The organism is Curtobacterium sp. MCBD17_026, from assembly GCF_003234895.2.
GTDB lineage: Bacteria > Actinomycetota > Actinomycetes > Actinomycetales > Microbacteriaceae > Curtobacterium > Curtobacterium flaccumfaciens.
Genome location: NZ_CP126281.1, coordinates 2,588,223 through 2,611,379, shown reverse-complemented (window position 1 = coordinate 2,611,379; position 23,157 = coordinate 2,588,223). Strand labels below are relative to the sequence as shown.

General features: G+C 72.4%; 23 protein-coding genes and 1 riboswitch. Of the genes, 13 read left to right on the top strand and 10 right to left on the bottom strand.

Annotated elements, in window-relative coordinates:
• Window positions 1-11 precede the first annotated feature (11 nt).
• Window positions 12-443, bottom strand: coding sequence for a GNAT family N-acetyltransferase (locus DEI85_RS12320; protein ID WP_111124104.1), 432 nt, complete (start codon window positions 441-443; stop codon window positions 12-14).
• Between the two features lie 568 nt (window positions 444-1,011).
• On the opposite strand from DEI85_RS12320, the gene DEI85_RS12315 reads away from it, so the two are divergent.
• The 5 genes from DEI85_RS12315 (at window position 1,012) to ribH (ending at window position 5,969) form a co-directional block, all read left to right on the top strand.
• Window positions 1,012-1,845 (top strand): hypothetical protein, encoded by an 834-nt coding sequence (locus DEI85_RS12315; protein WP_284183428.1) that lies wholly within the window; start codon window positions 1,012-1,014, stop codon window positions 1,843-1,845.
• 87 nt (window positions 1,846-1,932) lie between these two features.
• Window positions 1,933-3,621, top strand: a complete 1,689-nt coding sequence (locus DEI85_RS12310) for an LAVTG motif-containing sortase-dependent surface protein (RefSeq protein ID WP_111123246.1) — start codon at window positions 1,933-1,935, stop codon at window positions 3,619-3,621.
• A 300-nt stretch (window positions 3,622-3,921) separates the two neighbouring features.
• Window positions 3,922-4,056: riboswitch (FMN riboswitch) on the top strand.
• A 94-nt stretch (window positions 4,057-4,150) separates the two neighbouring features.
• A complete protein-coding gene (locus DEI85_RS12305; protein ID WP_111123247.1) occupies window positions 4,151-4,804 on the top strand; it encodes a riboflavin synthase in 654 nt (217 codons plus the stop codon).
• Window positions 4,804-5,493: a 3,4-dihydroxy-2-butanone-4-phosphate synthase gene (gene ribB / locus DEI85_RS12300; RefSeq protein WP_110861612.1), complete on the top strand. Its 690-nt coding sequence runs from the start codon at window positions 4,804-4,806 to the stop codon at window positions 5,491-5,493. Before DEI85_RS12305 ends, ribB begins: the two co-directional genes overlap by 1 nt.
• The gene (gene ribH / locus DEI85_RS12295; protein WP_111123248.1) at window positions 5,490-5,969 is read left to right on the top strand and encodes a 6,7-dimethyl-8-ribityllumazine synthase; all 480 of its coding nucleotides are present in this window, start codon (window positions 5,490-5,492) and stop codon (window positions 5,967-5,969) included. Before ribB ends, ribH begins: the two co-directional genes overlap by 4 nt.
• A 111-nt stretch (window positions 5,970-6,080) precedes the next feature.
• Here ribH and DEI85_RS12290 read toward each other — a convergent pair whose 3' ends face one another.
• Window positions 6,081-6,251: a hypothetical protein gene (locus tag DEI85_RS12290; RefSeq protein WP_017888559.1), complete on the bottom strand. Its 171-nt coding sequence runs from the start codon at window positions 6,249-6,251 to the stop codon at window positions 6,081-6,083.
• Window positions 6,252-6,317: 66 nt separating this feature from the next.
• A complete protein-coding gene (locus tag DEI85_RS12285; protein ID WP_027466318.1) occupies window positions 6,318-6,866 on the bottom strand; it encodes a TetR/AcrR family transcriptional regulator in 549 nt (182 codons plus the stop codon).
• A gap of 155 nt (window positions 6,867-7,021) precedes the next feature.
• On the opposite strand from DEI85_RS12285, the gene DEI85_RS12280 reads away from it, so the two are divergent.
• The 5 genes from DEI85_RS12280 (at window position 7,022) to DEI85_RS12260 (ending at window position 13,168) form a co-directional block, all read left to right on the top strand.
• Window positions 7,022-9,058, top strand: a complete 2,037-nt coding sequence (locus DEI85_RS12280) for an aldo/keto reductase (protein WP_111123249.1) — start codon at window positions 7,022-7,024, stop codon at window positions 9,056-9,058.
• Window positions 9,037-10,044: a LacI family DNA-binding transcriptional regulator gene (locus DEI85_RS12275; protein WP_111123250.1), complete on the top strand. Its 1,008-nt coding sequence runs from the start codon at window positions 9,037-9,039 to the stop codon at window positions 10,042-10,044. The genes DEI85_RS12280 and DEI85_RS12275 overlap by 22 nt, the downstream gene beginning before the upstream one ends.
• Window positions 10,045-10,254: 210 nt before the next feature.
• A complete protein-coding gene (locus DEI85_RS12270) occupies window positions 10,255-11,778 on the top strand; it encodes an MFS transporter (protein WP_111123251.1) in 1,524 nt (507 codons plus the stop codon).
• Window positions 11,779-11,999: 221 nt separating this feature from the next.
• Window positions 12,000-12,509: a flavin reductase family protein gene (locus tag DEI85_RS12265; protein ID WP_027466322.1), complete on the top strand. Its 510-nt coding sequence runs from the start codon at window positions 12,000-12,002 to the stop codon at window positions 12,507-12,509.
• A gap of 44 nt (window positions 12,510-12,553) precedes the next feature.
• Window positions 12,554-13,168: a superoxide dismutase gene (locus tag DEI85_RS12260; protein ID WP_027466323.1), complete on the top strand. Its 615-nt coding sequence runs from the start codon at window positions 12,554-12,556 to the stop codon at window positions 13,166-13,168.
• 109 nt (window positions 13,169-13,277) lie between these two features.
• Here the strand turns inward: DEI85_RS12260 and DEI85_RS12255 are convergent, their stop codons facing one another.
• Window positions 13,278-13,895: a TetR/AcrR family transcriptional regulator gene (locus DEI85_RS12255; protein ID WP_110861604.1), complete on the bottom strand. Its 618-nt coding sequence runs from the start codon at window positions 13,893-13,895 to the stop codon at window positions 13,278-13,280.
• A gap of 157 nt (window positions 13,896-14,052) precedes the next feature.
• Between DEI85_RS12255 and DEI85_RS12250 the strand changes: the two genes are divergently transcribed.
• Window positions 14,053-15,024 (top strand): carbohydrate kinase family protein, encoded by a 972-nt coding sequence (locus DEI85_RS12250; protein ID WP_181436319.1) that lies wholly within the window; start codon window positions 14,053-14,055, stop codon window positions 15,022-15,024.
• 57 nt (window positions 15,025-15,081) lie between these two features.
• Here DEI85_RS12250 and DEI85_RS12245 read toward each other — a convergent pair whose 3' ends face one another.
• The 5 genes from DEI85_RS12245 to upp form a co-directional block, all read right to left on the bottom strand.
• On the bottom strand, window positions 15,082-16,554 hold the full coding sequence (locus tag DEI85_RS12245) for a serine hydrolase domain-containing protein (protein WP_181436321.1): 1,473 nt from the start codon (window positions 16,552-16,554) through the stop codon (window positions 15,082-15,084).
• Window positions 16,551-17,900 carry a cryptochrome/photolyase family protein gene (locus DEI85_RS12240; protein ID WP_111123254.1) on the bottom strand — a complete coding sequence of 450 codons (1,350 nt, stop codon included), beginning with the start codon at window positions 17,898-17,900 and terminating at the stop codon, window positions 16,551-16,553. Before DEI85_RS12240 ends, DEI85_RS12245 begins: the two co-directional genes overlap by 4 nt.
• Window positions 17,897-18,409, bottom strand: coding sequence for a MarR family winged helix-turn-helix transcriptional regulator (locus tag DEI85_RS12235; RefSeq protein ID WP_181430073.1), 513 nt, complete (start codon window positions 18,407-18,409; stop codon window positions 17,897-17,899). The genes DEI85_RS12240 and DEI85_RS12235 overlap by 4 nt, the downstream gene beginning before the upstream one ends.
• 258 nt (window positions 18,410-18,667) lie before the next feature.
• A complete protein-coding gene (locus DEI85_RS12230; RefSeq protein ID WP_111090273.1) occupies window positions 18,668-19,435 on the bottom strand; it encodes a winged helix-turn-helix domain-containing protein in 768 nt (255 codons plus the stop codon).
• Between the two features lie 693 nt (window positions 19,436-20,128).
• Window positions 20,129-20,764 carry a uracil phosphoribosyltransferase gene (upp, locus tag DEI85_RS12225; RefSeq protein WP_027466329.1) on the bottom strand — a complete coding sequence of 212 codons (636 nt, stop codon included), beginning with the start codon at window positions 20,762-20,764 and terminating at the stop codon, window positions 20,129-20,131.
• Between the two features lie 76 nt (window positions 20,765-20,840).
• Between upp and DEI85_RS12220 the strand changes: the two genes are divergently transcribed.
• Window positions 20,841-21,275 carry a nucleoside deaminase gene (locus tag DEI85_RS12220; protein ID WP_071247896.1) on the top strand — a complete coding sequence of 145 codons (435 nt, stop codon included), beginning with the start codon at window positions 20,841-20,843 and terminating at the stop codon, window positions 21,273-21,275.
• Here the strand turns inward: DEI85_RS12220 and DEI85_RS12215 are convergent.
• Entirely contained in the window at window positions 21,256-22,212 is a 957-nt protein-coding gene (locus DEI85_RS12215; protein WP_111090274.1) for a cation diffusion facilitator family transporter, read from the bottom strand. The two genes, DEI85_RS12220 and DEI85_RS12215, sit on opposite strands and share 20 nt — an antisense overlap.
• A 64-nt stretch (window positions 22,213-22,276) precedes the next feature.
• Here DEI85_RS12215 and proC point away from each other — a divergent pair, with 64 nt between their 5' ends.
• On the top strand, window positions 22,277-23,107 hold the full coding sequence (gene proC / locus DEI85_RS12210) for a pyrroline-5-carboxylate reductase (protein WP_111123256.1): 831 nt from the start codon (window positions 22,277-22,279) through the stop codon (window positions 23,105-23,107).
• Window positions 23,108-23,157 lie beyond the last annotated feature (50 nt).

Genomic DNA, 23,157 nt, shown 5'->3' with positions numbered 1-23,157 from the left:
GGAACCCCGGGTCAGCGCTTCCGGGTCATCGGGATGTGCGGGATGCGGTCCTCCAGGTACTCGTCCCCCGAGCGCACGAAGCCGAAGCGGCCGTACCACTGCTCAAGGTGCGACTGCGCGCCGAGGGCGATGCTCGGCGAGCGGGACTCGGCGATCGCGGCCTCCATGAGCTGCGCGGCGAGTCCCTGGCCGCGGGCGTGCTTCGCGGTGGCGACCCGGCCGATGCGTTCGGTGCCGTCGGGCTCGCGGAGCAGGCGGAGCGTCGCGTCCACCGAACCGTTGCCGGCCCAGAACTGCACGGTGCCCGGCTCGAGGTCACGGCCGTCGATGTCGCCGTACGCGGCCTCCTGCTCGACGACGAAGACGTCCTGGCGGAGCCGCAGGATCTCGTGCAGCGTGACGATGTCCAGGTTGCGGGTCGGAGCGTTGAAGATCGAGACCACGGACGGCCCTTCCTGAGAATTTCTTCCGAAACAGGGTGTGTTCCGGACCGGATCGGCGTACATTGCCGGTCAACCACTCTACGCGCGCAGCCGAGATCAGGAGGTGAGCGCATGGACCACCCGTTGCGCGCACCCTGGCGCGCCGCACTCCGCCTCGTCCTGCTGGGCGTCGGGACCCTCGCCGCCCTCGTGCTGCTGTCCCTGTTGCTCGGCGCACGACCGGCCTCCGCCGCGACGACCTCGGCCACACCGACCGAGCAGCGCGGCCTCGTCGGCAGCGTCGTCGACGGCATCGGTGGCACCGCGCAGGGCGTCGCCGGCGAGGTCGGCAAGGTCGTCGGCGGCGTGACCGATCCCGTCCGCAAGGCCGTCGCACCCGCACCTGCTGCACCGGCACCTGCTGCGCCCGCTCCGATCCCCGTGCCCGCACCTGCTCCGGTCCCCGCAGCGCCCGCAACTGCCCCGGCCCCCGCAGCCCCCGCGCCGTCGAGCCCCCGCTCCGGTCGCGTCCACCCCTGCTGTCGAGCCCTCCACGACCGCCCCCGCGGCCGGCCCGGCCACGCGCCCGGTGCGACAGGTCGTCGACCAGGTGACCAGCGCCTCCCGGCCGGTCACCGACACCGTCGCGAACGTCCTGCGCCCCGTCACCGGCACCGTGGAACGCGTCACCGACGCGCGCCCCGTGACCGCGGTCGTCGACACCGTCGACGACGTGGTCGGCAGCGTCCCGGTGGTCGGCACGGTCCTCGGCGACGACACCCTCGGCACCGTCACCGGCCCGGTCACGGGCCTGGTCGACGACACGCTCGGCTCGGTCGGCACGACCGTGGGCACCGTCCCCGACGTGATCGAGGGCGTCGTCCCCTCCGTCGGCGGCACCCTGCCAGGAGGCACGAGCCCCGTCGTCGACGTCCCCGCGCTCCCGGTGGGCGGCGGCTCGAACCCGTCCGCCGGGCCAGTCCCGTCGGTACCGGTCGCGAACGCACCCGTCCGGCCCGGAACCGTCCCCACGCAGGGGGCCTCGGCGCCCGCACGCGCCGTCGCCGCCGATGCCGTCGGCCACCGCTCAGCCGGGCTCCGCCCGTCGGCGACGATCGCCGCGGCCGCGACGACGGCCACGGTCGGCCCGTTCGTCGCAGCCGTCGAGGCGCAGAACGCGACCCTCGGCGGGCACGCGCTGCTCGTCCCCGCGGACGGCGAGGGCCACGGGCTCCCGTTCGACGGAGCTGACGCCGGCGTGCTCGGTGGCAGCGCCTCCTCGGCCTCCGGCGGCGCAGCAGCCGTCGGCATCGTCGGCTCGACCGACGACATCGTCTCCCTCGCCGCGGGGTCTCGCGGCACGCTCTCCGACGACGCGGTCCCCGCATCCGTCGTCGGCGAGCACGACGTCGCCCCTGACTGAGATCGGTGCGCCTGTCCGCCACGGCAGGCACGCACACATCCCGGCTGCGTCCGCGGTCGGTGACGATCTCGATCAGGGAGTACGACCATGAACAAGTACGTCTCCAGAGGGCTCTGGTTCGCCCTCTTCGTCGGCGGGCTCACGCTCGGCGGCACGGCTGCGGCGAACGCAGCCACGACATCCGGTGCCGAAGGCACCGTCTCGGGCACCCAGGTGGCCCCTTCCGTGGACGCCCCGGTGTCCCTCGGCGGCAACGCCGTCGCCGTGCTCGGTGACGCAGTGTCGAAGGCGACCGGGTCCACGCCCGCCGCTCCGGCTCCGGCCACGACCGCTCCTGCCCCCAGCACCTCGGGTGAGGACGGCACGCTCTCGGGCACCCAGGTCGTGCCGGACGTCGCGGCACCGGTGACGGTCGGCGGCAACGCGGTGGCCGTCGCCGGTGACGCGGTCTCGGCCGCCGTACCCGCGGCAGCTCCGACGCCTGCAGCTCCGGCTCCGGCGCCTGCTGCTCCGGCTCCGGCTCCGGCGCCTGCCGCTCCTGCGGTTCCCGCTCCGAGCACCTCGGGCGAGGACGGCACCGGTTCCGGCACCCAGGTCGCCCCGACCGTGACCGTCCCCGTGACGGTGTCCGGCAACGGCATCGGCGTCCTCGGTGACGGCACCTCGACGTCGACCGCCCCGGCGGCGACGACCCCGGCGCCGGCTGCCGAAGCCCCCTCGGCGCCCACCACCTCGGGCACCGACGGACTGCTCTCCGGCACCCAGGTGACCGGTCTGGTCGACGTCCCGGTCACGATCGGTGGCAACGGGATCGGCGTCCTCGGTGACGGGACCGCGACGGGCACGGCGCCCGCCGCGGGCACGGGTACCGGTACTGCTCCGGCGGCCGGTGGTTCGACCTCGGGTTCGGACGGCACGGCCTCGGGCACGCAGGTGTCCCCGGTGGTCTCGATCCCGGTCACGATCGGTGGCAACGGCATCGGCGTCCTCGGTGACGGGAGCGCGACGGGCACGGCGCCCGCCGCGGGCACGGGTACCGGTACTGCTCCGGCGGCCGGTGGTTCGACCTCGGGTTCGGACGGCACAGCCTCGGGCACGCAGGTGTCCCCGGTCGTGGACGTCCCGGTGACGATCGGTGGCAACGGCATCGGCGTCCTCGGTGACGGGACGAGCACCGGCGGCACGACGGCTCCGGCCACCGGCACCACGACCCCGACGACCGGCGGTTCGACCTCCGGCGACGGCGGCCTGCTCTCCGGCACCCAGGTCACCCCGGTGATCAACCTGCCGATCACCATCGGCGGCAACGGGATCGGCATCGTCGGTGACGGCACCAGCACCACCCCGGGCACGGGCAGCGGTACCGACCCCGGTACGGACCCGGGCACCGACCCGGGCACGGACCCCGGTACCGACCCCGGCACGGACCCCGGTACCGACCCGGGCACGGACCCCGGCACGGAGCCCGGTACCGTCCCCACCGACGGGACGGGCACCGACACCGGCACCACGCCCGGCACGGCGACCACCCCGGTGGACGTGGTCGGCGTCGTCGAGCCGACCCGGGCCTCCACGGCGGGTGTGGTGACCACCACGACCGCTGCCACCAACGGGGTCCGGACGAGCACCGGGACCGTCGCGGTAGCCGCCGCGGCCGGTGACGGCCAGCCGGAGCTCGCGTACACGGGAGCCGGCTCGCCGGTCCTGCCCGTCGGGTTCGCGCTCCTGCTGCTCCTCGCCGGAACGGGCACGCTCGTGCTCCGTCGCCGGCACTGACCGACAGGTCGACGAGGGACGCCGCACCCGCGGCGCCCCTCGTCGTCACGCCGCCCGGGGAAGCATGCGTGTGCATGTCGCGACGGAACGCGGGTCGATCGACGCGTGCTTCGTCGGAAGATGCCCACGCATCGGATGTGCGTGCATGGTTCGACAGGACACCAGTCGATCGACGAGTGCTCTGTCGGAACATGCCGGTGCACCTGATGCGCGCAAAGCGCCGACGGTGCGACGCCCCGTGACGGACGGGGGAGCAGAACGACGCAGCCGTCAGCGGCCTGGGGTATCGTTCCGACTACGCAAGCGCTCCGGGGTCGGTGTAATTCCGAGCCGGTGGTGACAGTCCACGAACTGATGACGGGTGCGAACCCGACAGAGGTTGACCCGGTGGGATTCCGGGACCGACGGTGAAAGTCCGGATGGGAGGCGCGCTGGGCGGACAGGACGACCCCACGACCCGTGGTGTGCGACCCGTCCGTCGATGCCGACGATCGTCGAACGCCCCCGGAGTCCCGTTGAGAGGACACCAGTGTTCACCGGCATCATCGAGGAACTCGGCACCGTCACCGCCGTCGAGCAGCAGGGCGACTCCGTCGCGCTCACCGTCCACGGCCCCGTCGTCGTGCAGGACGCCCGGCACGGCGACTCGATCGCGACGAGCGGTGTCTGCCTGACCGTCGTCGAGCAGGCCCCCGAGACCTTCACCGCCTTCGTCATGAAGCAGACCCTCGACATGAGCGCCCACGGCGCGCTCCGGGTGGGGGACCGCCTGAACCTCGAACGTGCCGCCTCGGTGGGTGACCGCCTCGGCGGGCACATCGTGCAGGGCCACATCGACGGCACCGCCACCGTGCTCGAGACGGCCGACGGTGACGGCTGGCGACGCGTGCGGTTCTCGCTCGCGCCGGCGCTGAGCCCGCTCGTGGTCGACAAGGGCTCGATCGCGCTCGACGGCGTGTCGCTCACGGTCAGCGCGGTCTCGCCAGAGGACACCGCGCCCGACGCGGCCTGGTTCGAGGTGAGCCTGATCCCCGAGACGCTCGAGGCGACGACGCTGGGACTCCGCGTGCCGGGTGACCGGGTCAACGTCGAGACCGACGTCCTGGCACGGCACGTCCGCCGCATGCTGCGGCTCGACGCCGCGGCGCAGTCGCTCGAGACCGTCGGATCGGAGGCCCGGTGATGGTCGCCGAGGTCGGTGCCGTCCCGCAGGCACTCGGGTTGTCGAGCATCGAGACCGCGGTCGCGTCGGTCGCGGCCGGCCGCCCCGTGATCGTCGTCGACGACGAGGACCGTGAGAACGAGGGCGACGTCATCCTGTCCGCCGAGCTCGCCTCGCCGGAGTGGATCGCCTGGACCGTCGCGCACTCGTCGGGGTTCATCTGCGCGCCGGTCAGCACCGAGATCGCCGACGCCCTCGACCTGCCGCCGATGGTGGCGCACAACGAGGACGTCCGCGGCACGGCCTACACGGTCACCGTCGACGCGGCCGTCGGCGTGACCACGGGCATCAGCGCCCACGACCGCGCCCGCACGCTGCGGGTCCTCGCCGACCCGACCTCGGTGCGTGACGACCTGCACCGACCCGGACACGTGGTGCCCCTGCGTGCACGACCGGGCGGGGTCCGCGAGCGCGCCGGGCACACCGAAGCAGCGATCGAGCTCGTCACGGCGGCCGGACTCCGGCCCGCTGCGGCGATCTGCGAGATCGTCGACGAGGACGGCAGCATGATGCGGCTGCCGGCGCTCGTCGCACTCGGGGCACGCGAGGGCGTGCCCGTCATCACCATCGCCGCGCTCGCCGAGTGGCTGGACGCGGCAGACCGGGCGGCGGCAGCGACCGCAGCGCCCACGGAAGGAACGACACGATGAGCGGAGCAGGCGCGGCGGACCGCGACCAGGTCGACGGCACCGGGATCCGGGTGGCCATCATCGCCGGACAGTGGCACGACACCATCGCCGCGGGCCTGCTGGCCGGGGCGCAGCGCGAGGTCGAGCGGCTCGGGGCGACGGCCGACGTGATCCCCGTCCCCGGCAGCTTCGAGCTCCCCGTGGTCGCGAAGACCGCGCTCGAGGCCGGTTTCGACGCGGTGGTCGCGCTCGGCGTCATCATCCGCGGCGGCACCCCGCACTTCGAGTACGTGTCGGGCGCGGCGACGAGTGGCCTGACGCAGGTCGCGATCGACACCGGCAAGCCCGTCGGGTTCGGTGTGCTCACGCTGGACGACGAGCAGCAGGGGCTCGACCGCGCCGGGCTGCCCGACTCCAAGGAGGACAAGGGTGCCGAGGCCGCGCACGCGGCGATCAGCACCGCGGTGACGCTGCGGTCCCTGCGCGTCCTGGTCTGAGCCGCCGGACGCCCCACGCAGAACGGCCCCGTACCGGTGAGGTGCGGGGCCGTTCTGTCTGCACGGACCGGCGAGCGGCTGTGCTCGCTGGCCAGTAGCTGTGCTTGCTGCCTAACGCTTGCCGAACACGTGGATCGGCAGGAAGAAGGAGAGGCTCATCAGGAGCACGCCGGCCATGAAGACGAAGGCCTGGCCCGACTCGACCTGGAAGGCGAACCCGAACAGGTACATCGACACCAGCAGCAGCAGGATCGAGAAAACAGCGGCGATGACGCGGCCCACGGGATACCTCCGGGTGTCGACGAGTGGATCGTTCCCCAGTCTATCCCCAGCCGGGGGTGTGCCGGTTCACGCTCCCGGTCGCGTCGCGATCAGACGGTCGACGACGGTGAGCAGGGTCTCCATGTCGACGCTGCCCCGCTTCGGTCGCACCTCGCTCGCGGCACCGAGTGAGGCCTGGTGGTACAGCCCGTCGCCGAGGAGCTTGACGGCCTGCGCGGTCGGCTCGTCGCCGAGGGCGTCGACGAGGGTCGCGAGCCAGGCGTTCTCGGTGTCGTCGAGGGTGCGTCCGGCCTCTTCGTAGCCGGCCTGCTGCAGGCGGCTCGCGGCGAGCAGGGCGAGGTCCAGCTCGCTGCCGACGAACAGGCAGTTGCGGACGAAGTAGCGCGCGGCGCCGTCCTCGGCCTCCTGCATGCGCTCGACGTCGATCGCGGACAGGTCCGACAGCCGTTCGCAGAGCCCCTCGACCAGGGCGGCCTTGGAGCCGAAGTGGTAGAGCAGGCCGCCCTTCGAGACACCGGCGCGCGCGGCGACGGCGTCGAGCGTGGCGGGACGCTCGCCTTCCTCGCACACGATGGCGACGAAGCTGTCGAGGACACGGTCGCGGGCACTGGCCATGCCGAGAGTCTAGGAGCAGTTCCGGGGGGCGGGGACGCCAGCTCCTCGGTGGTCGCCGTGAACGCTCACGAACCGCCGCAGGACCATTGCTCATCCCTCTCGCACCGGCTAGCGTCGAGCCGACCGTGAAGGTTCACGAGACGACAAGGATCCGCATGTCAGCGCAGACGGCGAACACCGCCACCACCCCGAGCTCGACCACCACCGACCGCCCCGGGTGGGCCGTCCTCGGCCCCGGCGGCATCGCCCGACGCTTCCTCTCGCAGCTGCCCGCCAGCGGGGGCGTCCTGGTCGCGGCCGGCAGTTCGTCCGCCGAGCGGGCGCAGGTCTTCGCCGACGAGGCCGCCGGGTTCGGGTTCGCCGACGTGACCGCCGGTACCTACGACGAGGTCCTCGCCGACCCGCGGGTGGACGCCGTCTACGTGTCGACCGTGCACACCGGGCACGCCCGACTCGTGCTCGCCGCACTCGAGGCCGGCAAGGCCGTCCTCTGCGAGAAGCCCCTCGCCGTGAACCACGGCACCGCGATGGCGCTCACCGACGCCGCACGCCGGTCCGGCCTGCCGCTCGTCGAGGCGTTCATGTACCGCTTCCACCCGCAGACCGCGGCGCTGCTCGACCTGGTCCGCGACGGCGTGATCGGCGACGTGACCCACGTCGACGCCTCGTTCGCCTTCCGGACGGGCGAGCGCACCGGTCGCCTGTTCGACGTCGACACCGCCGGCGGCGGGATCCTCGACGTCGGCGGGTACCCGGTGACGATGGCTGCGGCGATCGTGCAGGCTGCCACCGGGGTCGCCGTCGCCGAACCGGTGGACCTCACCGCCACGGGCACGCTCGGGCCGACCGGGGTCGACGAGTGGACGGTCGCGCAGCTCGCCTACAAGGGCGGGATCACGGCGACGGTCCGGACCGGCGTCTTCGTGCAGGACGACAACGCCGTGTCGGTGTACGGCTCGCGCGGTCGCATCGCGCTCACCGACCCGTGGACCCTCGGCGACGACCCCACCATCGAGATCCACACCGTCGACGAACCCCCTCGCTCGCTGTCGTTCGCGGGTGAGCACCCCTACGCCCGAGAAGCCGACGCCACCACCGACGCCCTGCGTGCCGGCGGGGTCGAAGCGGCGCAGATGACCATCGACGAGACCCTCGCCACCGCCCGCACGCTCGACAGGTGGCGCGCGGCGATCGGCCTGCGCTACCCCTTCGAGGCCGAGACCGCCGACATCCCGACGGTGTCCGGCCGACCGCTCACCGTGCAGGACGGCAACCCGATGCGCTTCGGCGAGGTGCCGGGCGTCGGCAAGCGGATGTCCCGCCTGGTGATGGGTGTCGACAACCAGCCCGACCTGGCCCACGCCAGCGCGATCTTCGACCTGTTCGTCGAGCAGGGCGGCAACGTGTTCGACACTGGGTACATCTACGGCGGCGGTGTGCTCGAGGGCCGGCTCGGCAGGTGGATCCAGAACCGGGGGATCCGCGAGGACGTGGTCGTCATCACGAAGGGCGCCCACACCCCGTACTGTGACCCGGAGTCGATCACCCGACAGCTGCTCGAGAGCCTCGAGCGCCAGGGCACCGACTACGCGGACATCTACATGATGCACCGCGACAACCCCGACATCCCGGTGGGGGAGTTCGTCGACGTGCTCGACGAGCACCGCCGAGCCGGGCGCATCCGCGTGTACGGCGGCTCGAACTGGACCCCCGCACGGTTCGACGAGGCGAACGCCTACGCACGGGCCAACGGCAAGCACGGGTTCGAGGTGCTCAGCAACCACTTCGGTCTCGCCGAGGCGTACGACGTGCCGTGGGACGGCTGCGAACACGCGACCGATGCGGCATCGAAGGCCTGGCTCGAGGAACGCCAGGTCCCGCTGCTGCCGTGGTCGTCGCAGGCCCGCGGGTTCTTCACCGGCCGCGCGACGCCCGAGGACACCAGCGACGCCGAACTCGTCCGCTGCTACTACTCGGACGACAACTTCGAGCGGCTCCGGCGTGCGCGCGAACTCGGCGAGCAGTTCGGCGTCCCCGCGACGGCGATCGCGCTGGCGTACGTGCTCAACCAGCCGTTCCCGACGTTCCCGCTCTTCGGACCCCGTACGATCGCGGAGGCCCGGTCGTCCATGACCGGCCTCTCCGTCGACCTCTCCCCGGAACAGGTGGCATGGCTGGACCTCCGCGCCTGACCCCGGGCGGCCGCGCGACGATCATCGACGTCGCCGCGGCCGCCGGGGTGTCCCGGCAGACCGTCACCCGCGCGATGAACGGCATGTCCGGCATCAGCGCGGCGACCAAGGACCGCGTGCTCCAGGCCGCGGCTGCGCTCGACTACCGTCCGTCACGGTTCGGCCGCGGGCTCGTCACGGGTGGCGACCACCAGCTCGGGCTCGTCGTCAACGACCTGCGGAACCCCTACGCACCGGCACTCGCATCCGCGGTGCTCGGCCTGGCCGCCGCCCGCGGGTGGAACGTCATGCTCGCTGACGTCGGGCTCGCGAGTGACTCGGACCGGATGGTCGAGTCCCTCGGCGCCCAGACCGACGTCGTGATCGGCTACCTCGGGTCCCGAGCGCCGGAGTGGATCGAACGGCTCGGCTCGGTCCCGGTCGTCGAGCTCGACCCCTCGGGGCCGGTGACCCGCGCCGCGGTCCGGATCGACCCGACCGCCGCGATCGAGGACCTCGCCGACCACCTCGTCGACGTCGGGGTGAAGCACCCCGTCGTGCTCGACGCCGCCGCCGACGGTGTGCCGAGCCAGCGCGGGGCGCACATGGTCGCGGCACTCCGGCGTCGCGGGTACCTGCCAGACCTCGTCATCGCGTCCGCGCCCACCGCCGAGGCCGGCGCCGGACAGACCGAGCGGATCCTCGCCGAGCACCGCCGGGTGGACGCGGTCCTGGCGTTCAACGACGTGCTGGCCCTCGGCGTGCTGTCGGCCTGCCGTCGTGCCGGCGTCGACGTCCCCGGTGACGTCCGCGTGGTCGGCGTCGACGGCCTGCCGCTCGGGACGCTCGTCGCGCCGACGCTCACCACGCTGGCCGTCGACCTCGACGAGGTCGCCGGCCAGGCCCTCGACCTGGCGCTCGGCATGCTGGCGGGCGAGCTGCCGCGCTCGGGCGCAGCCGTCGAGCGCACGGTGCGACACCGGTTGCTGCTCCGCGAATCGGCGTAGGCCCGACGACGCGACCAGCGGATCGACGCAAGGCCCGTGGCGGGATCGACACGGGCCTCCCGGCCATCAGTTGCATTTGCAACCAAAACCGTCCGGACGGTACACTCACGGAGTCCTGACGGGGCGCGTGTCCATCCCGCGTCCCGTCTCGTCTGCCCCACGTACCATCCGCCGTCGACCTGGTCCGGCTCGAAGTCCCAGGAGTCCGCCGTGTCCGCACTGCTCACCAGTCCCGTCGCCACCCGCGTCACCGGGAGCCGCGCCCGACGGTTCCTGGCGCTCGCCGTGCTCATGCTGCCGGTCCTGCTCATCTCGGTCGACAACACCATCCTGAGCTTCGCGCTGCCGTCGATCAGCCGCGCGCTGAACCCGGACGCCACCACGCAGCTCTGGATCGTGGACGCGTACCCGCTGGTGCTCGCCGGCCTGCTCGTCGTGATGGGCAGCATCGGTGACCGCATCGGCCGACGGCGGATCCTGGTGATCGGCGCGACCGGCTTCGCCCTGTTCTCGGTGGCCGCGGCCTTCGCGACCGACGCCTGGATGCTCGTCGCGGCCCGGATCGCGATGGGCGTGTTCGGCGCGATGCTCATGCCCGCCACGCTCTCGGTCATCCGCAACGTGTTCGTGGACGCGGGGGAGCGGCGGATGGCGCTCGCTGTCTGGTCGACGATGTTCGCGGCCGGCAACGCGCTCGGCCCGCTCGTCGGCGGCGCGCTGCTCGCGCACTTCCACTGGGGCAGCGTGTTCCTCGTCGCGGTGCCGATCCTCGTGCTCATGCTCGTCGGTGTGCCGTTCTGCGTGCCGGAGTCCCGCGACCCGATGCCCGGGCCGGTCGACCTGCCGAGCATGTTCCTGTCCCTCGGCGCCCTCGCACCGATCGCCTGGGCCATCAAGTCGGTCGTGCACCCCGAGGAGCGCGGCCTCGCGATCGCCATGCTCGCGGTCGGTGTCGTGTGCGGCATCGCGTTCGTCCGTCGGCAGCTGCGGTCCCGCACGCCGATGCTCGACCTGCGGCTGTTCCGCAGCACGGCCTTCACGGGCAGCGTGCTGATGAACCTGGCGGCGATGTTCTCGCTCACCGGATTCCTGTTCTTCATCGCCCAGCACCTGCAGCTCGTGGCCGGACTCGACCCGTTCGCGTCCGGCGTCGTGCTCATCCCGGGGTCGGTCCTGACCATCGTCGCCGGGCTCGCGGTCGTGCCGATCGTGGCGCGTGTCGCCCCGCGCTGGGTCGTGTCGGTCGCGCTGCTGTTCTCGGCGGCGGCGTACGCCCTCGTCGCGGTCCTCGGACACCACGCCTCCATCGCCGCGCTTGCGTTCGCGTTCGTGCTGCTCGGCATCGGGATCGGGGCGTCCGAGACCGTGACGAACGACCTCATCATCTCGACGGCTCCGGCGGACAAGGCGGGTGCGGCGTCGGCGATGTCGGAGACGGCGTACGAGATCGGCGCCGTGCTCGGTACCGCGGTGCTCGGGACGATCCTGGCGACGACCTACCGGGCGCACGTCGTGGTGCCCGACGGGTTGTCCTCGGCGGCGCACGTCGCGGCGCAGGAGACCCTCGGCGGCGCGGTCGCCGCGGCGGGGCAGCTCGGCGGCAGCGCCGGGCAGGTGCTGCTCGAGTCGGCGCGGGCGGCCTTCGACTCCGGCGTGACGATCACGGCGGGCGTCGCCGCGGTGCTCATGGTCGTCGCGGCCGCGGGTGCGCTCGTCATGCTCAAGCGCCGCTGAGCGGTTGAGCGGGCGCACTGCGGGCGCGAGCTGCGCTTCGTGAGCAGGAATGGTCGGGTCGCCGTGCGCGACCCGACCATTCCTGCTCACGAAGTGCCGCCACGGCGCGCCCGCCGCGCCCGAACCTGTGAATCGTTGACCTCAACCAGGGTTCAGGTCATACGTTGGGTGGCAGCCGCCGAGTGACGGCAGCCCCTCCCGAAGGAACGACCACGATCACCATGCCCGACGAAGCACCGGCAACCATCGCCGACGCGTACAAGTCCGCCTTCCGCGGGCACCCTGCCGGCGTCGCCGTCATCACGGCCGAAGGCCCGGACGGACCGACCGGCCTCACCGCCTCGAGCGTCGCGAGCGTGGCCGTCGACCCGCCCGTGCTGGTCTTCTCGCTCTCGACGAACTCCGGCTCGGCCGGGGTCGTGCTCGGTGCGCCGCTGTTCGTCGTGCACCTGGTCGACTCCCTCGGGGTCGCACTCGCCAAGCGCTTCGCCTCGACCGGCAGCCCGGCCGCCGATGACCCGATCTGGGGCACCCTGCCGTCCGGCGACCGCTACCTGCCGAGTGCGGCGAGTGCACTCCGCTGCCGACCGCTGTCGACGACGCCCATCGGCAGCTCGACCGTCGTCGTGGCCGAGGTGCTCGACATCATCGTCGGCGCCGACCGCGGCGAGCCGCTGGTCTACCACAACCGGGAATTCCACTCCCTCACCGATCGTTCCCGGCTCTCGTGAGCCGCGGAGCCGCGTCCACAACCCACTGATCGAAAGGACCTCACATGGCTGAGTACACCCTGCCGGAACTGCCGTACGACTACGCCGCGCTCGAGCCGCACATCAGCGGCAAGATCATGCAGCTGCACCACGACAAGCACCACCAGGCCTACGTGACCGGTGCCAACACCGCGCTGCAGCAGCTCGGTGAGGCCCGCGAGTCCGGCAACTTCGGTGCGATCAACAAGCTCGAGAAGGACCTTGCGTTCCACCTCGGTGGCCACGTGAACCACTCGATCTTCTGGACCAACCTCGGCCCGGACACGAAGGTCCCCGAGGGCGAGCTCGCCGCGGCGATCGACGAGTTCTTCGGTTCGTTCGAGAAGTTCCAGGCACAGTTCGCCGCCGTCGCGAACGGCATCCAGGGCTCCGGCTGGTCCGTGCTGGCCTGGGACACCGTGGGCCAGAAGCTCACCACGTTCCAGCTCTTCGACCAGCAGGGCAACATCCCGTTCGGTCTCGTCCCGATCTTCATGCTCGACATGTGGGAGCACGCCTTCTACCTCGACTACCTGAACGTCAAGGCGGACTACGTCAAGGCCGTCTGGAACATCGTCGACTGGGAGAACGTCGCCGCTCGTTTCGAGAACGCGAAGTCGCAGCGGTTCGTCACGCTCTGATCAGCGTCGGCGGGTCACCACGGTGACCACCTGACGAACGGGAGGCACGGTGCCAGCTGGCACCGTGCCTCCCGTTCGTGGTCCGGGTGCCGTTCCGGACCGCACGCCGTCATCGGGTTCGCGACCGGTTGTCGATCGCGTTCGCGCTCAGCGCGCGGTCGGGGTCGGTCGTGCTCGAAGCGAGGTCGTGGGCGATGCGACGCAGTGCGGCGTCGGCCTCGGTGTGCGCGCGGTCGACGAGCGCGCTCCACTGGGCTCCGCGGGCGGCCATCACCGTGTTCTGGGCCGCGCGTTCGGCGAGGACGGGGTCGGCACCGTGCGCCCGGCACCACGCCCGGATGGCCGCCAGGTGGCAGCGGTGCGCGCGGCGCTGGCGGTCGCGCCCGTCGAGGGACTCGACCGACCCGAGTTCGAAGGTGAGTCGCGCGGCCAACGCGCGGTGCGGATCGTCGAGCCCGCCGAAGGCCGCGACCAGGTGATCGGCGAGGGCGTCCGCGTCGGCGCCGGGGTCGAGCGTCGCCACCGGCCGTGAGGCCGCCAAATGTTCGACGACGGAGTCGATCAGGGCTTCGCGCGAGCCGAAGTGGTAGACGACCGGGTAGGCGCTCGTCCCGAGCACGCGGCCGAGGCCCCGGACCGTGACGTCCTCGATCTTGGTCTCGACGAAGTGGTCGACGACCTTCTCGAGGATCGCGGGTTTGCGGGTGGGGTCGGGCTTCCTGGGCATGGCATCTCCGTCGTTGGGGCGTGGTCGCGCGACCGCCCACATACTAGCAGCCGGTATATCAGTTGCACCATGGGTCGTCGTGTGTGATCTCTCCGCGAACCCTCCGTTTTCACCGATAGAAACGGAGAAAAACTCGGCTACCGGTACACTGTTGCGGATGTCCATGCCGTACGAGGGCGCTCCGCCGCCGTCCCGGCCCGAGGGGACCCGCGCCGGACGGGTGGTCACGGGCCGCCGTCGTGGCGCCGGAAAACGCTTCCTGGTCGTCGGCGACGTCCTGGACGGTGTCCTCGTGCACACCACCGCACACCGGATCGGGGTGCACGACCCCGCCGCGGAGATCCGCCACCGGCCGACCGGCGCCGGTGGCAACACGGCCACCTGGCTCGGCTGGCTCGGGGCCGAGGTCGACGTCGTCGCCCGGGTGGGGGTCGACGACGTGTACCGCCACGAGCGCGCGCTCGAGGACGCCGGGGTCCGTGCCCACCTGCGGTACGACGCGATGACGTCCACCGGGGTCGTCGTCTCGGTCCGCAACGACCACGGTCGCACCGCGATGTCCGACCCCGCCGCGAGCGGGAAGATCAGCGCCGCCGACGTCCCGCCGTCGGTGGTCGCCCGCGCCGACATCGTGCACCTGACCGGGGCCGCCATGCTCGGCGGCGGGGCCGATCGGCTCGCCGACCTGGTGGCGTGCGCCCGGACGGGGCCGGCGCGCGTGGCGGTGGACCCCTCGTCGGTGGCGGTGATCGAGACGATCGGCGCCAACCGGTTCCTCCAGGCCCTGCGGGGCGTCGACGTGCTCTTCCCCGACCAGCACGAGGCGCTCGCCCTCGCCGGGGGCGACGACCTCGACACCGCGGTGCGGCGGCTGACGGAGCACGTCCCACTGGTCGTCGTCACGGCCGGCGCCGACGGCGCGCTCATCGGACGCCGGGGCCGTAGCGTCCACCGGGTCCCCGCGACACCGGCGACCGTCGTCGACACCATCGGGGCCGGGGACGCGTTCGTCGCCGGGTTCGTCCGTGCGTGGGCGACGGATCCGGTCCGCGTCGGTGCGGCAGCCCGCGAGGGCACCCGGGTCGCCGCGCGGGCACTCGGCTTCGTGGGCGGTCGACCGCCGGTCTGAGCCGACGGGTTCTCGGTCGGCACTCCCGGGTCGGCGCTCCGTCGGGTCAGCGCTCGGTCAGCGCTCCGACGGTTCGGCGACGACGTTCAGGGTCTGCACTCGCCCCGCGGCGGCGGGCGCGAGCCGGATCTCGACGCGCAGTCGTCCGCAGGTGCCGGGGAGCCACCAGCGCAGGTGCGACGGCGCCGCCGAGTACTCGGACACCGGTGCTGCACCGAGGTCGGCGCCGACGTCCGCGACGGCCTGTGCCACCGCCCGCCGTCGTCGGTCGTAGGGCACGTCCATGGCGACGTTCGGCGTGCAGATCGCGTCGGCCAGGTCGTCGCGCCAGTCGGCCAGGAGGCGCGTCACGGCGGCCTGTGCGACTCGCGTCGCGCGGGTGGTCGCCGCCACCGCGCTGCTCGCTCCGGCCACGTCGGTGCCGGCTTCCGATGGGCTGGGTGTCCGAGCCGTCAGCGCCGCGTCGAGCACGAGGTCGTGCGCCTGCTGCGCGGCCGCGGACACCGTGGCCTGCGTCGCGTTCTCGAACGCGACGACCCCGAGGCCGTCGCGCACGGACCACCGCATGTGCGCGGAGAAGCCCGGGTAACCGCCGGAGTGCGAGACGAGCTCGCCGAAGCGGTCGTCCTGCTCGACGAACAGCCCGAAGCCGTACGCAGTCGCGCGGGCCGAACCCGGGACGACGGACGACGGGACGACCCGCATCGCCTGTTGCATGAGCCGGCGGTCGGCGGGGGAGACCGGGCCGGGTTCCGGCGCTGCGGAGAACGCCGAACCGAGGTGCGTCGCCCAGCGCGCCAGGTCGCGGACGGTCGAGAAGAGCCCGCCGATCGACGAGAACGCGCCGGGGCCCGTCATCGGCAGGGGTTCCCAACCACCCTGGTGGCCTCGGGCACCGGTGACGACGAACCCGGTGGACTCGTCGGCGCTGAACACCGTGTCGGTGAGCCCGAGGGGACGGAGGACGGTTTCGCCGGCGGCCGCGGTGAAGGGCTGCCCCGTCACGACGGCGACGACCCGGCCGAGCAAGGCGTAGCCGAGGTTCGAGTAGGCGAAGCGGGTGCCGGGCAGCGAGTCGAACAGCAGGCCGCCGCGCAGGACCTCGTCCAGTTCGGCGTCCGAGATCGACTCCTGCCGGTCGGCCCAGGGATCGTCGGTGGGGAAGCCCGCCGACATCGTCAGCAGCATCCGCACCGTGGGGACGGGGGAGTCCGGGGTCGGCAGGGTGACGGCGCCGAACGCCGGCACGAAGTCGGTGATGGGCGCGTCGAGGTCGAGCGCACCCCGTGCGACGAGGGTCAGCAGGGTCGCGGCGGTGACGCTCTTGGTGCAGGAGGCGATGCGGTAGACGGTGTCGGCGTCCGGCCGCCGGCCGTCCCCGCGGTCGCCGTGCCCATCGGACGCGACGAGCCCGGAGCGGTCGAACACGCCCCACACGCTGCTCGGTGCGATGCCCTCTTGGACACGAGCACGGAACACCTCGTCGACCCGGTCGACGACGGCGGCGACCGCGGGATGCGCCCCGGTCACGATCGCCGCATCCGTTCGTAGGCGTCGAGCGCCCGCTGCCGCGACGCCTTCAGGTCGACCATCGGCTCGGGCCGGAGCTCGTCCGCGGGGACCCAGCGGTGGACGTACTCGCGGTGCGGGTCGAAGCGCTCGAGTTGCCGGTCGGGGTTGAAGACCCGGAAGTAGGGGGCGGCGTCGAAGCCGGAGCCCGCGACCCACTGCCAGTTCGCCGCGTTGTTGGCGGGGTCGGCGTCGACCAGGGTGTCCCAGAACCACTGCTCCCCGACACGCCAGTCGACGAGCAGGTTCTTCACGAGGAAGCTCCCGGCGGCCAGCCGCACCCGGTTGTGCATGGCGCCGCTGTGCCAGAGCTCGCGCATGCCCGCGTCCACCAGGTCGAAGCCGGTCAGACCCTGCCGCCAGCGGTCGAGCTCGGCCGCTTCCGGGTCGCGCCACGGGAACGCGTCGAAGTTCCGACGGACGTTGACGGTGGCGATGTCGTCGCAGTGGAAGTACTCGTTCCAGTTGAACTCCCGCCAGGCCAGCTGGCGGAGGAACGCGGCGGCGTTCTGGCGTTGCGCGGGCTCGAGCCGCTCGTGCAGGCGGTGCCACACCTGGTACGGGCTGATCTCGCCCCACCGCAGGAACGGGGAGAGGCTGCTGGTGGCTTCCATCGCGGGCTCGTCGCGCTGGTCGTAGTCCTCGAGCGCGTGCTCGACGAAGTGCTCGAGCTGCTGCCGGGCGCCCTGCTCACCCGGGGTCCAGGCGTCACGGAGCCCGCCGGCCCAGTCGGGCTTCGTCGGCAGCAGTGCCCAGTCGGCCAGAGCATCACCGGTGACGTCGGCCGCAGCCGGCAGGTCGTCGGGGTCGGGCAGGGGGTGGCGCGGTTCGGGCAGTGCCTGGACGGCGTTCCAGAACGGGGTGAAGACCTTGTACGGCTCGCCCTGCCCGGTGAGCACGGTCCACGGTTCCCAGAGCAGGTTCGCCGCGAAGCTGTGTGCCTCGACACCACGGTCGTGCAGGGCCGCCTTGATGCCGGCGTCGATGTCCCGCTCGACGGCGCCGTACCGGCGGTTCCAGTACACGGCGTCCGCCCCGGTGTCGGCGACGAGCTGGTCGATGACCGTCGCCGCGGCACCGCGCCGGAGGACCAGCCGGGAACCCCGCTCGCGCAGGTCGGCGTCGAGGGCGCTCAGGGAGTGGTGCAGCCACCAGCGGCTCGCGGCACCGATCGGACGGAGCCCGGGGGACTGCTCGTCGAGGACGACCACCACCGTGACGGCACCACCGTGGTCGATCGCCGCACGGAGCGCGGGGTTGTCCGACAGCCGCAGGTCGTCACGGAGCCAGACGATCGCGCCGGTCACACCGTCGCCGTATCCGGAGCAGCCACCGGGCGAGCCGTCGACCGCCGGCCCGGTGCGGTGCCGACCGCCAGCCGGAGCTTCGTGCAGAGTTCGGTGAGGGTGCGGAGTTCGGGGTCGGACAGTCCCGCACCGACCTGCTGCGCGATGCTCGCCGCGTGCTGCACGGCGACCTGGCGGTAGACGTCGAAGCCGTGCGGGGTCAGCGCCACGATCACGCCGCGGGCGTCGGTGGGGTCCGGCTGCTTCTCGACGATGCCGCGGGCGAGGAGCCGGTCGACCAGGCGGCTGACGCTCGGCTGGGTGAGGAGCAGGTGCCCGGTGAGGTCGCGCATCCGGCAGCGGCGGCCGGGCTGGGTCGACAGGTTGAAGCAGACGTCGTACTCGTTGAAGGAGATCTCGTCGCCGGGGAAGTCCGCGTTGAGACTCCGCATCACGGCGACCTGGGCGCGGAAGAGCGCTTCCCAGGCGGCGACGGCGGTCGCCTTCTCACTGCGGCGTGTCTCGCTCACGTTCGCGTTCCCTCCGGTCGTACGGTCTGACCACACTACCGACGGGGTCCGACAGGAGCCGGGCGACATGCGCGAGGGCCGGCCGCCTGTCGGCGACCGGCCCTCTCCCTTGCACCAAGAGTTTCCTGCAATCACATTCCGCAGGCGGTGCCACAGCAAACACCGTCTGCACCACCGACTGTATAACGAAGCGGTAACGGCGCGCCAGCCTCTCCGTGGCCGGTTCGCTGCGAGTTCACCAAGAGCAGTCGATCAGGCTCAGAAGAGGTCGGGCGACGGGGTCGACGCGTACCGCACGGCGACGTCCGCGTGCCGGTCGAAGCGGTAGCCGACGCCCCGCACGGTGCGGACGATCTCCTCGAACGCGCCGAGCTTCGAGCGGAGCCGACGCACGTGCACGTCGATGGTGCGCTCGTTCGGGGTCTCGTCCTCGCCGTCCGACCAGAGGCCTTCGATGATCGCGGAGCGGTCGACGGTCTGGCCCTCGCGGAGGACCAGGAACTGCAGGAGCTCGAACTCCTTGTAGGTCAGGGGTGCCGCTTCGCCGTCGAGGGTCACGCGCTTCCGCGAGATGTCGATGACGACACCGGTCTCCTCGGGCTCGGGCTTCTCGGCCTGCTTGCGGGCGGCCACCGCGGAGCGGTCCTGCAGGGCGAGGCGGACGACGTCGACGTCACGGCCACCGGAGTGCTCGGCGGCGACGGCGACGGCCGCGTACGTCTCGGACGACGGGACGAGCTGCGCGGTGAGGGCCTTCAGCTGCTCGACCACCGCGGCCAGGGTCGTGCCTGCGGCGGCGGCCTTCGCTTCGTCGATGCCGACGTACAGGGCGAAGCCGCGGGCCTCGGTGCCCTCGGGGAGCGCGCGGTTCCGCTGCGGCGCGACCACGGGGCTCGTCGGCACGGCGGCCGGTCCGGTGGCTGCCGGGGAGGCCGGGCGCGGGCGGATCGGCGTCACGGTGCCGAGGTCGGTCGGGGCCGGTGCGGTGCGGAGCGAGGTGCGGGGCTGGGCGATGGTGAGCGACATGGTGGTTCTCCGGGCGGTGTGGCCGGTGCGCGGGTGGCGCGGCGGCCGGTGTCGAATGCGTCATCCCGGGTACGGCGGTACGCCGATGTGCCCTGCGGTCCTGCTGCGGACCGGGGCCGACCCGGGGGAACGGGAGACAGACCTCGTGACGTGGTGCGCGTCGCCGACGGTGTCCGTCGCCCGGGGGATCACTCGCTCGCGACGGGGGTGGTGTCGCGGGGGATCCGGCTGGAACGGGTGCCGATCAGGCACACATTCGACAACGCATGACCGGCATGGTCGGCATCATCGCGCCGACGGTCCCCACTGCCCCTGCGGAGGAGCACGCCTCGGAGAGGACGCGGGTGGACACGGTTGCAGTCATGTGACGAGTATCTGCGGTATACCAACGCGGTGTCAACCGTCCGCGCGGACGGTGCGGTGGGCGCGACCGCACGGGCGTCGAGCGCCACGCCCGTTCTTTCCCATTGCGCACGCGATGGGAAGTGGAATCGGGCGTACCGGGTGGAAAGAACCGACCTGGTACGCCCGAATCGACCTGGTACGCCCGGAACGACCGGGTACGACCGGAACGGGCAGGTACGCCCGAATCGACCTGGTACGCCCGGAACGGACGGTGCGGTGGGCACGACCGCACGGACGACAGGAGGCGCGGTGCCGACCGGCACCGCGCCTCCTGTCCGTGGGTGGTCGCTACTCGGCCAGGCCGTAGAGCCGGTCGCCGGCGTCGCCGAGGCCCGGGACGATGTACCCGTTCTCGTCGAGCTTCTCGTCGAGCGCACCGAGGACGATCGAGACGTTGCGGTCGCCGACGGCCTGCTCGACCATGGCGAGCCCCTCGGGGGCGCCGAGGATGCACACGCACGTGACCTCCTGCGCACCGCGGGCGAACAGGAAGTCGATCGCGGCGGCGAGGGTGCCACCGGTGGCGAGCATCGGGTCGAGCACGAAGCACTGCCGACCGGACAGGTCGTCGGGCAGGCGCTCGGCGTAGGTCTGCGGCTCGAGCGTCTGCTCGTTGCGGGCCATGCCGAGGAAGCCGACCTCTGCCGTCGGGACGAGCTTGACCATGCCCTCGAGCATGCCGAGCCCGGCGCGGAGGATCGGGACGACGAGCGGCCGCGGCTTGGCGATCGCGACGCCCATGGTGTGCGCCACCGGCGTGTCGATCGGCGTCGCCGTGACCCGGACACCCCGCGTGGCCTCGTACGCGAGGAGCGTGACGAGTTCCTCGGTCAGGGCGCGGAACGTGGGGGAGGGCGTCGTACGGTCGCGGAGCACCGAGAGCTTGTGGGTGATGAGCGGGTGGTCGGCGACGTGGACTCGCATAGGGTCGAGCCTAGCGTGCCGCCGACCGTCAGGAGGTCCCGTGGAGGAGCCCGCAGCCCGCCCGTTCGTCCCGGCGATGGAGCGTGCGCTCGACGAGGCCCGACGGTGCCTGGAGACCGACGACGTCCCGGTCGGCGCGGTGGTGCTCGACCGCGACGGCGTCGTGGTCGCCACCGGCCGGAACGAGCGCGAGGCGCGGCAGGACCCGACGGCCCACGCCGAGGTCCTGGCGCTGCGTGCTGCTGCGGCGGTGACGGGGGACTGGCACCTCGAGGAGCACACGCTCGTCGTGACGCTCGAGCCCTGCCCGATGTGCGCCGGCGCCGTCATGGCCGCACGGGTGCCCCGTGTCGTGTTCGGCGCGTGGGACCCGAAGGCGGGCGCCAGCGGCAGCGTCTACGACATCGCCAGGGACCGCCGGCTGCCGCACCGCTCCGAGGTCATCGGGGGCGTGCTCGAGCAGGCGTGTGCCGAGCTGCTCGACGACTTCTTCAGTCCGCGGCGAGGATGACGATCGCCTCGGTCGGCGGCTGCGGCCCGGTGCGCAGGACGTCGGGTTCGACGTAGATCACCCGGGCGATCGGCACGGCGCTCCGGACACGCTGCTCGACGGTGTCGATGCCGGCGGCGACGTCACCGAGCCGGCGGTCCCCGTCGACGGCGACCTTCACGCCGACCATCAGCTCGTCCGGTCCGAGGTACAGGGTCTTCAGGTGGATGATCGCGTCGACCTCGGGGCCGTCGAGCACCGCCTGCTTGATGCGCTCGACGTCGGCGGCGGTCGCGCCCTCGCCGACGAGCAGGCTCTTCGTCTCGATGCCGAGCACCACCGCGACCGCGATGAGCAGCGCCGCGATGAGCATCGTGCCGATCGCGTCGAACACCCCGTTGCCGGTGATCGCCGTCAGGCCGACGCCGAACAGGGCGAAGACCAGGCCGAGCAGGGCCGCGGTGTCCTCGAGCATCACGACGGGCAGCTCGGGGGCCTTCGCACGGCGCACGAACTGCACCCAGCTCTGCGAACCCTTCTGCGGTCGGGCCTCGTGCAGGGCGGTGCGGAGCGAGAAGCCCTCGAGACCGATGGCGATGACGAGCACGACGAGGGGGAGCCACCAGTTCTCGAGCGGGCGCGGGTGGGCGAGCTTCTCGATGCCCTCGTAGAGCGAGAAGACACCGCCGACCGAGAACAGGATGATGGAGACGACGAACGCGTACACGTAGCGTTCACGCCCGTAGCCGAAGGGGTGCTCCTGGTCCGCCGCTCGCCGGGCCTTGCGGCCACCGAGCAGCAGCAGGAGCTGGTTCGCGGAGTCGGCCAGGGAGTGCACGCCCTCGGCCAGCATCGACGCCGATCCGCTGATCGCCGCCGCGATGAACTTCACGATCGCGATGCCGATGTTGGCACCGAGTGCGGCGAAGATCGCCTTCGTGCCTCCGGAAGCGCTCACAGCTGTCCCCTTCTCGTGGTCTGCGACACGATCCTAGGCGGGTCGCGTCGGTAGGGTCGGGAGCATGACGATCGACCTGCCCCGCACCGCCCTGCTCGGCGTCGGCTCCATGTCCGGCGCGGTCCTCGACGGCCTGCTCGCCGCGGGACTCGACCCGGCCACCGTGACCCTCACCACGAAGTCGGAGGCGTCCGCTGCTGCCCACCGGGAGCGCGGCCTCGACGCCACCGCGAGCGACACCGACCCCGACGCCAACCGGGCGGCCGTCCGTGGCGCGGCCCTCGTCGTGGTCGGCGTGAAGCCGTACATGATCGCGGACCTGCTCGACGAGGTCGCCGACGACCTGGAGCCCGGTGCCGTCCTGGTCAGCGTCGCCGTCGGCACCACCACCGCGAGCATGGAGGCTCGGGTGCCCGCCGGCGTCCGGGTCGTCCGTGCCCTGCCGAACACCCCGATCGGCGTCGGCCACGGCGTCACCGGCATCAGCGCGGGCACCTCGGCCGACGCCGAGGCCGTCGCACTGGCTTCGTCGGTGTTCGCCGCCTCGGGCGAGGTCATCGAGGTGCCGGAGGCGCAGCTCGACGCACTGTCCGCCGTGTCCGGCTCCGGTCCCGCCTACGTCTTCCTGCTGGTCGAGCAGTGGCAGCGTGCCGCCGAGGAGCTCGGGTTCACCCACGAGCAGGCGGCGACGATGGTGCAGGGCACCGTCCGCGGCGCGGTCGAGCTGCTCGAGCGGTCGGGCCGTGAGCCCGCCGACCTGCGCCGTGCGGTGACGAGCCCGAAGGGCACGACGGAGCGGGCAGTCGCGGTGCTGCAGGACGCCGACCTGGCGGACACGCTGCTGCGTGCGTCGCGTGCCGCGATCGCGCGTGCCGAGGAGATCGCCGCGTCGTAGACGCACACCGCGTCGTGGACGCAGCCACAGTGCGGACGGGAGGCCCGGGG

Coding starts and splice junctions, on each gene's coding strand:
- DEI85_RS12310 (WP_111123246.1), top strand. CDS start 1,933: ATGAACAAGTACGTCTCCAGAGGGCTCTGGTTCGCCCTCTTCGTCGGC.
- ribB (WP_110861612.1), top strand. CDS start 4,804: ATGGTCGCCGAGGTCGGTGCCGTCCCGCAGGCACTCGGGTTGTCGAGC.
- ribH (WP_111123248.1), top strand. CDS start 5,490: ATGAGCGGAGCAGGCGCGGCGGACCGCGACCAGGTCGACGGCACCGGG.
- DEI85_RS12285 (WP_027466318.1), bottom strand. CDS start 6,866: ATGGCCAGTGCCCGCGACCGTGTCCTCGACAGCTTCGTCGCCATCGTG.
- DEI85_RS12280 (WP_111123249.1), top strand. CDS start 7,022: ATGTCAGCGCAGACGGCGAACACCGCCACCACCCCGAGCTCGACCACC.
- DEI85_RS12275 (WP_111123250.1), top strand. CDS start 9,037: ATGGCTGGACCTCCGCGCCTGACCCCGGGCGGCCGCGCGACGATCATC.
- DEI85_RS12265 (WP_027466322.1), top strand. CDS start 12,000: ATGCCCGACGAAGCACCGGCAACCATCGCCGACGCGTACAAGTCCGCC.
- DEI85_RS12260 (WP_027466323.1), top strand. CDS start 12,554: ATGGCTGAGTACACCCTGCCGGAACTGCCGTACGACTACGCCGCGCTC.
- DEI85_RS12255 (WP_110861604.1), bottom strand. CDS start 13,895: ATGCCCAGGAAGCCCGACCCCACCCGCAAACCCGCGATCCTCGAGAAG.
- DEI85_RS12250 (WP_181436319.1), top strand. CDS start 14,053: ATGTCCATGCCGTACGAGGGCGCTCCGCCGCCGTCCCGGCCCGAGGGG.
- DEI85_RS12230 (WP_111090273.1), bottom strand. CDS start 19,435: ATGTCGCTCACCATCGCCCAGCCCCGCACCTCGCTCCGCACCGCACCG.
- upp (WP_027466329.1), bottom strand. CDS start 20,764: ATGCGAGTCCACGTCGCCGACCACCCGCTCATCACCCACAAGCTCTCG.
- DEI85_RS12220 (WP_071247896.1), top strand. CDS start 20,841: ATGGAGCGTGCGCTCGACGAGGCCCGACGGTGCCTGGAGACCGACGAC.
- proC (WP_111123256.1), top strand. CDS start 22,277: ATGACGATCGACCTGCCCCGCACCGCCCTGCTCGGCGTCGGCTCCATG.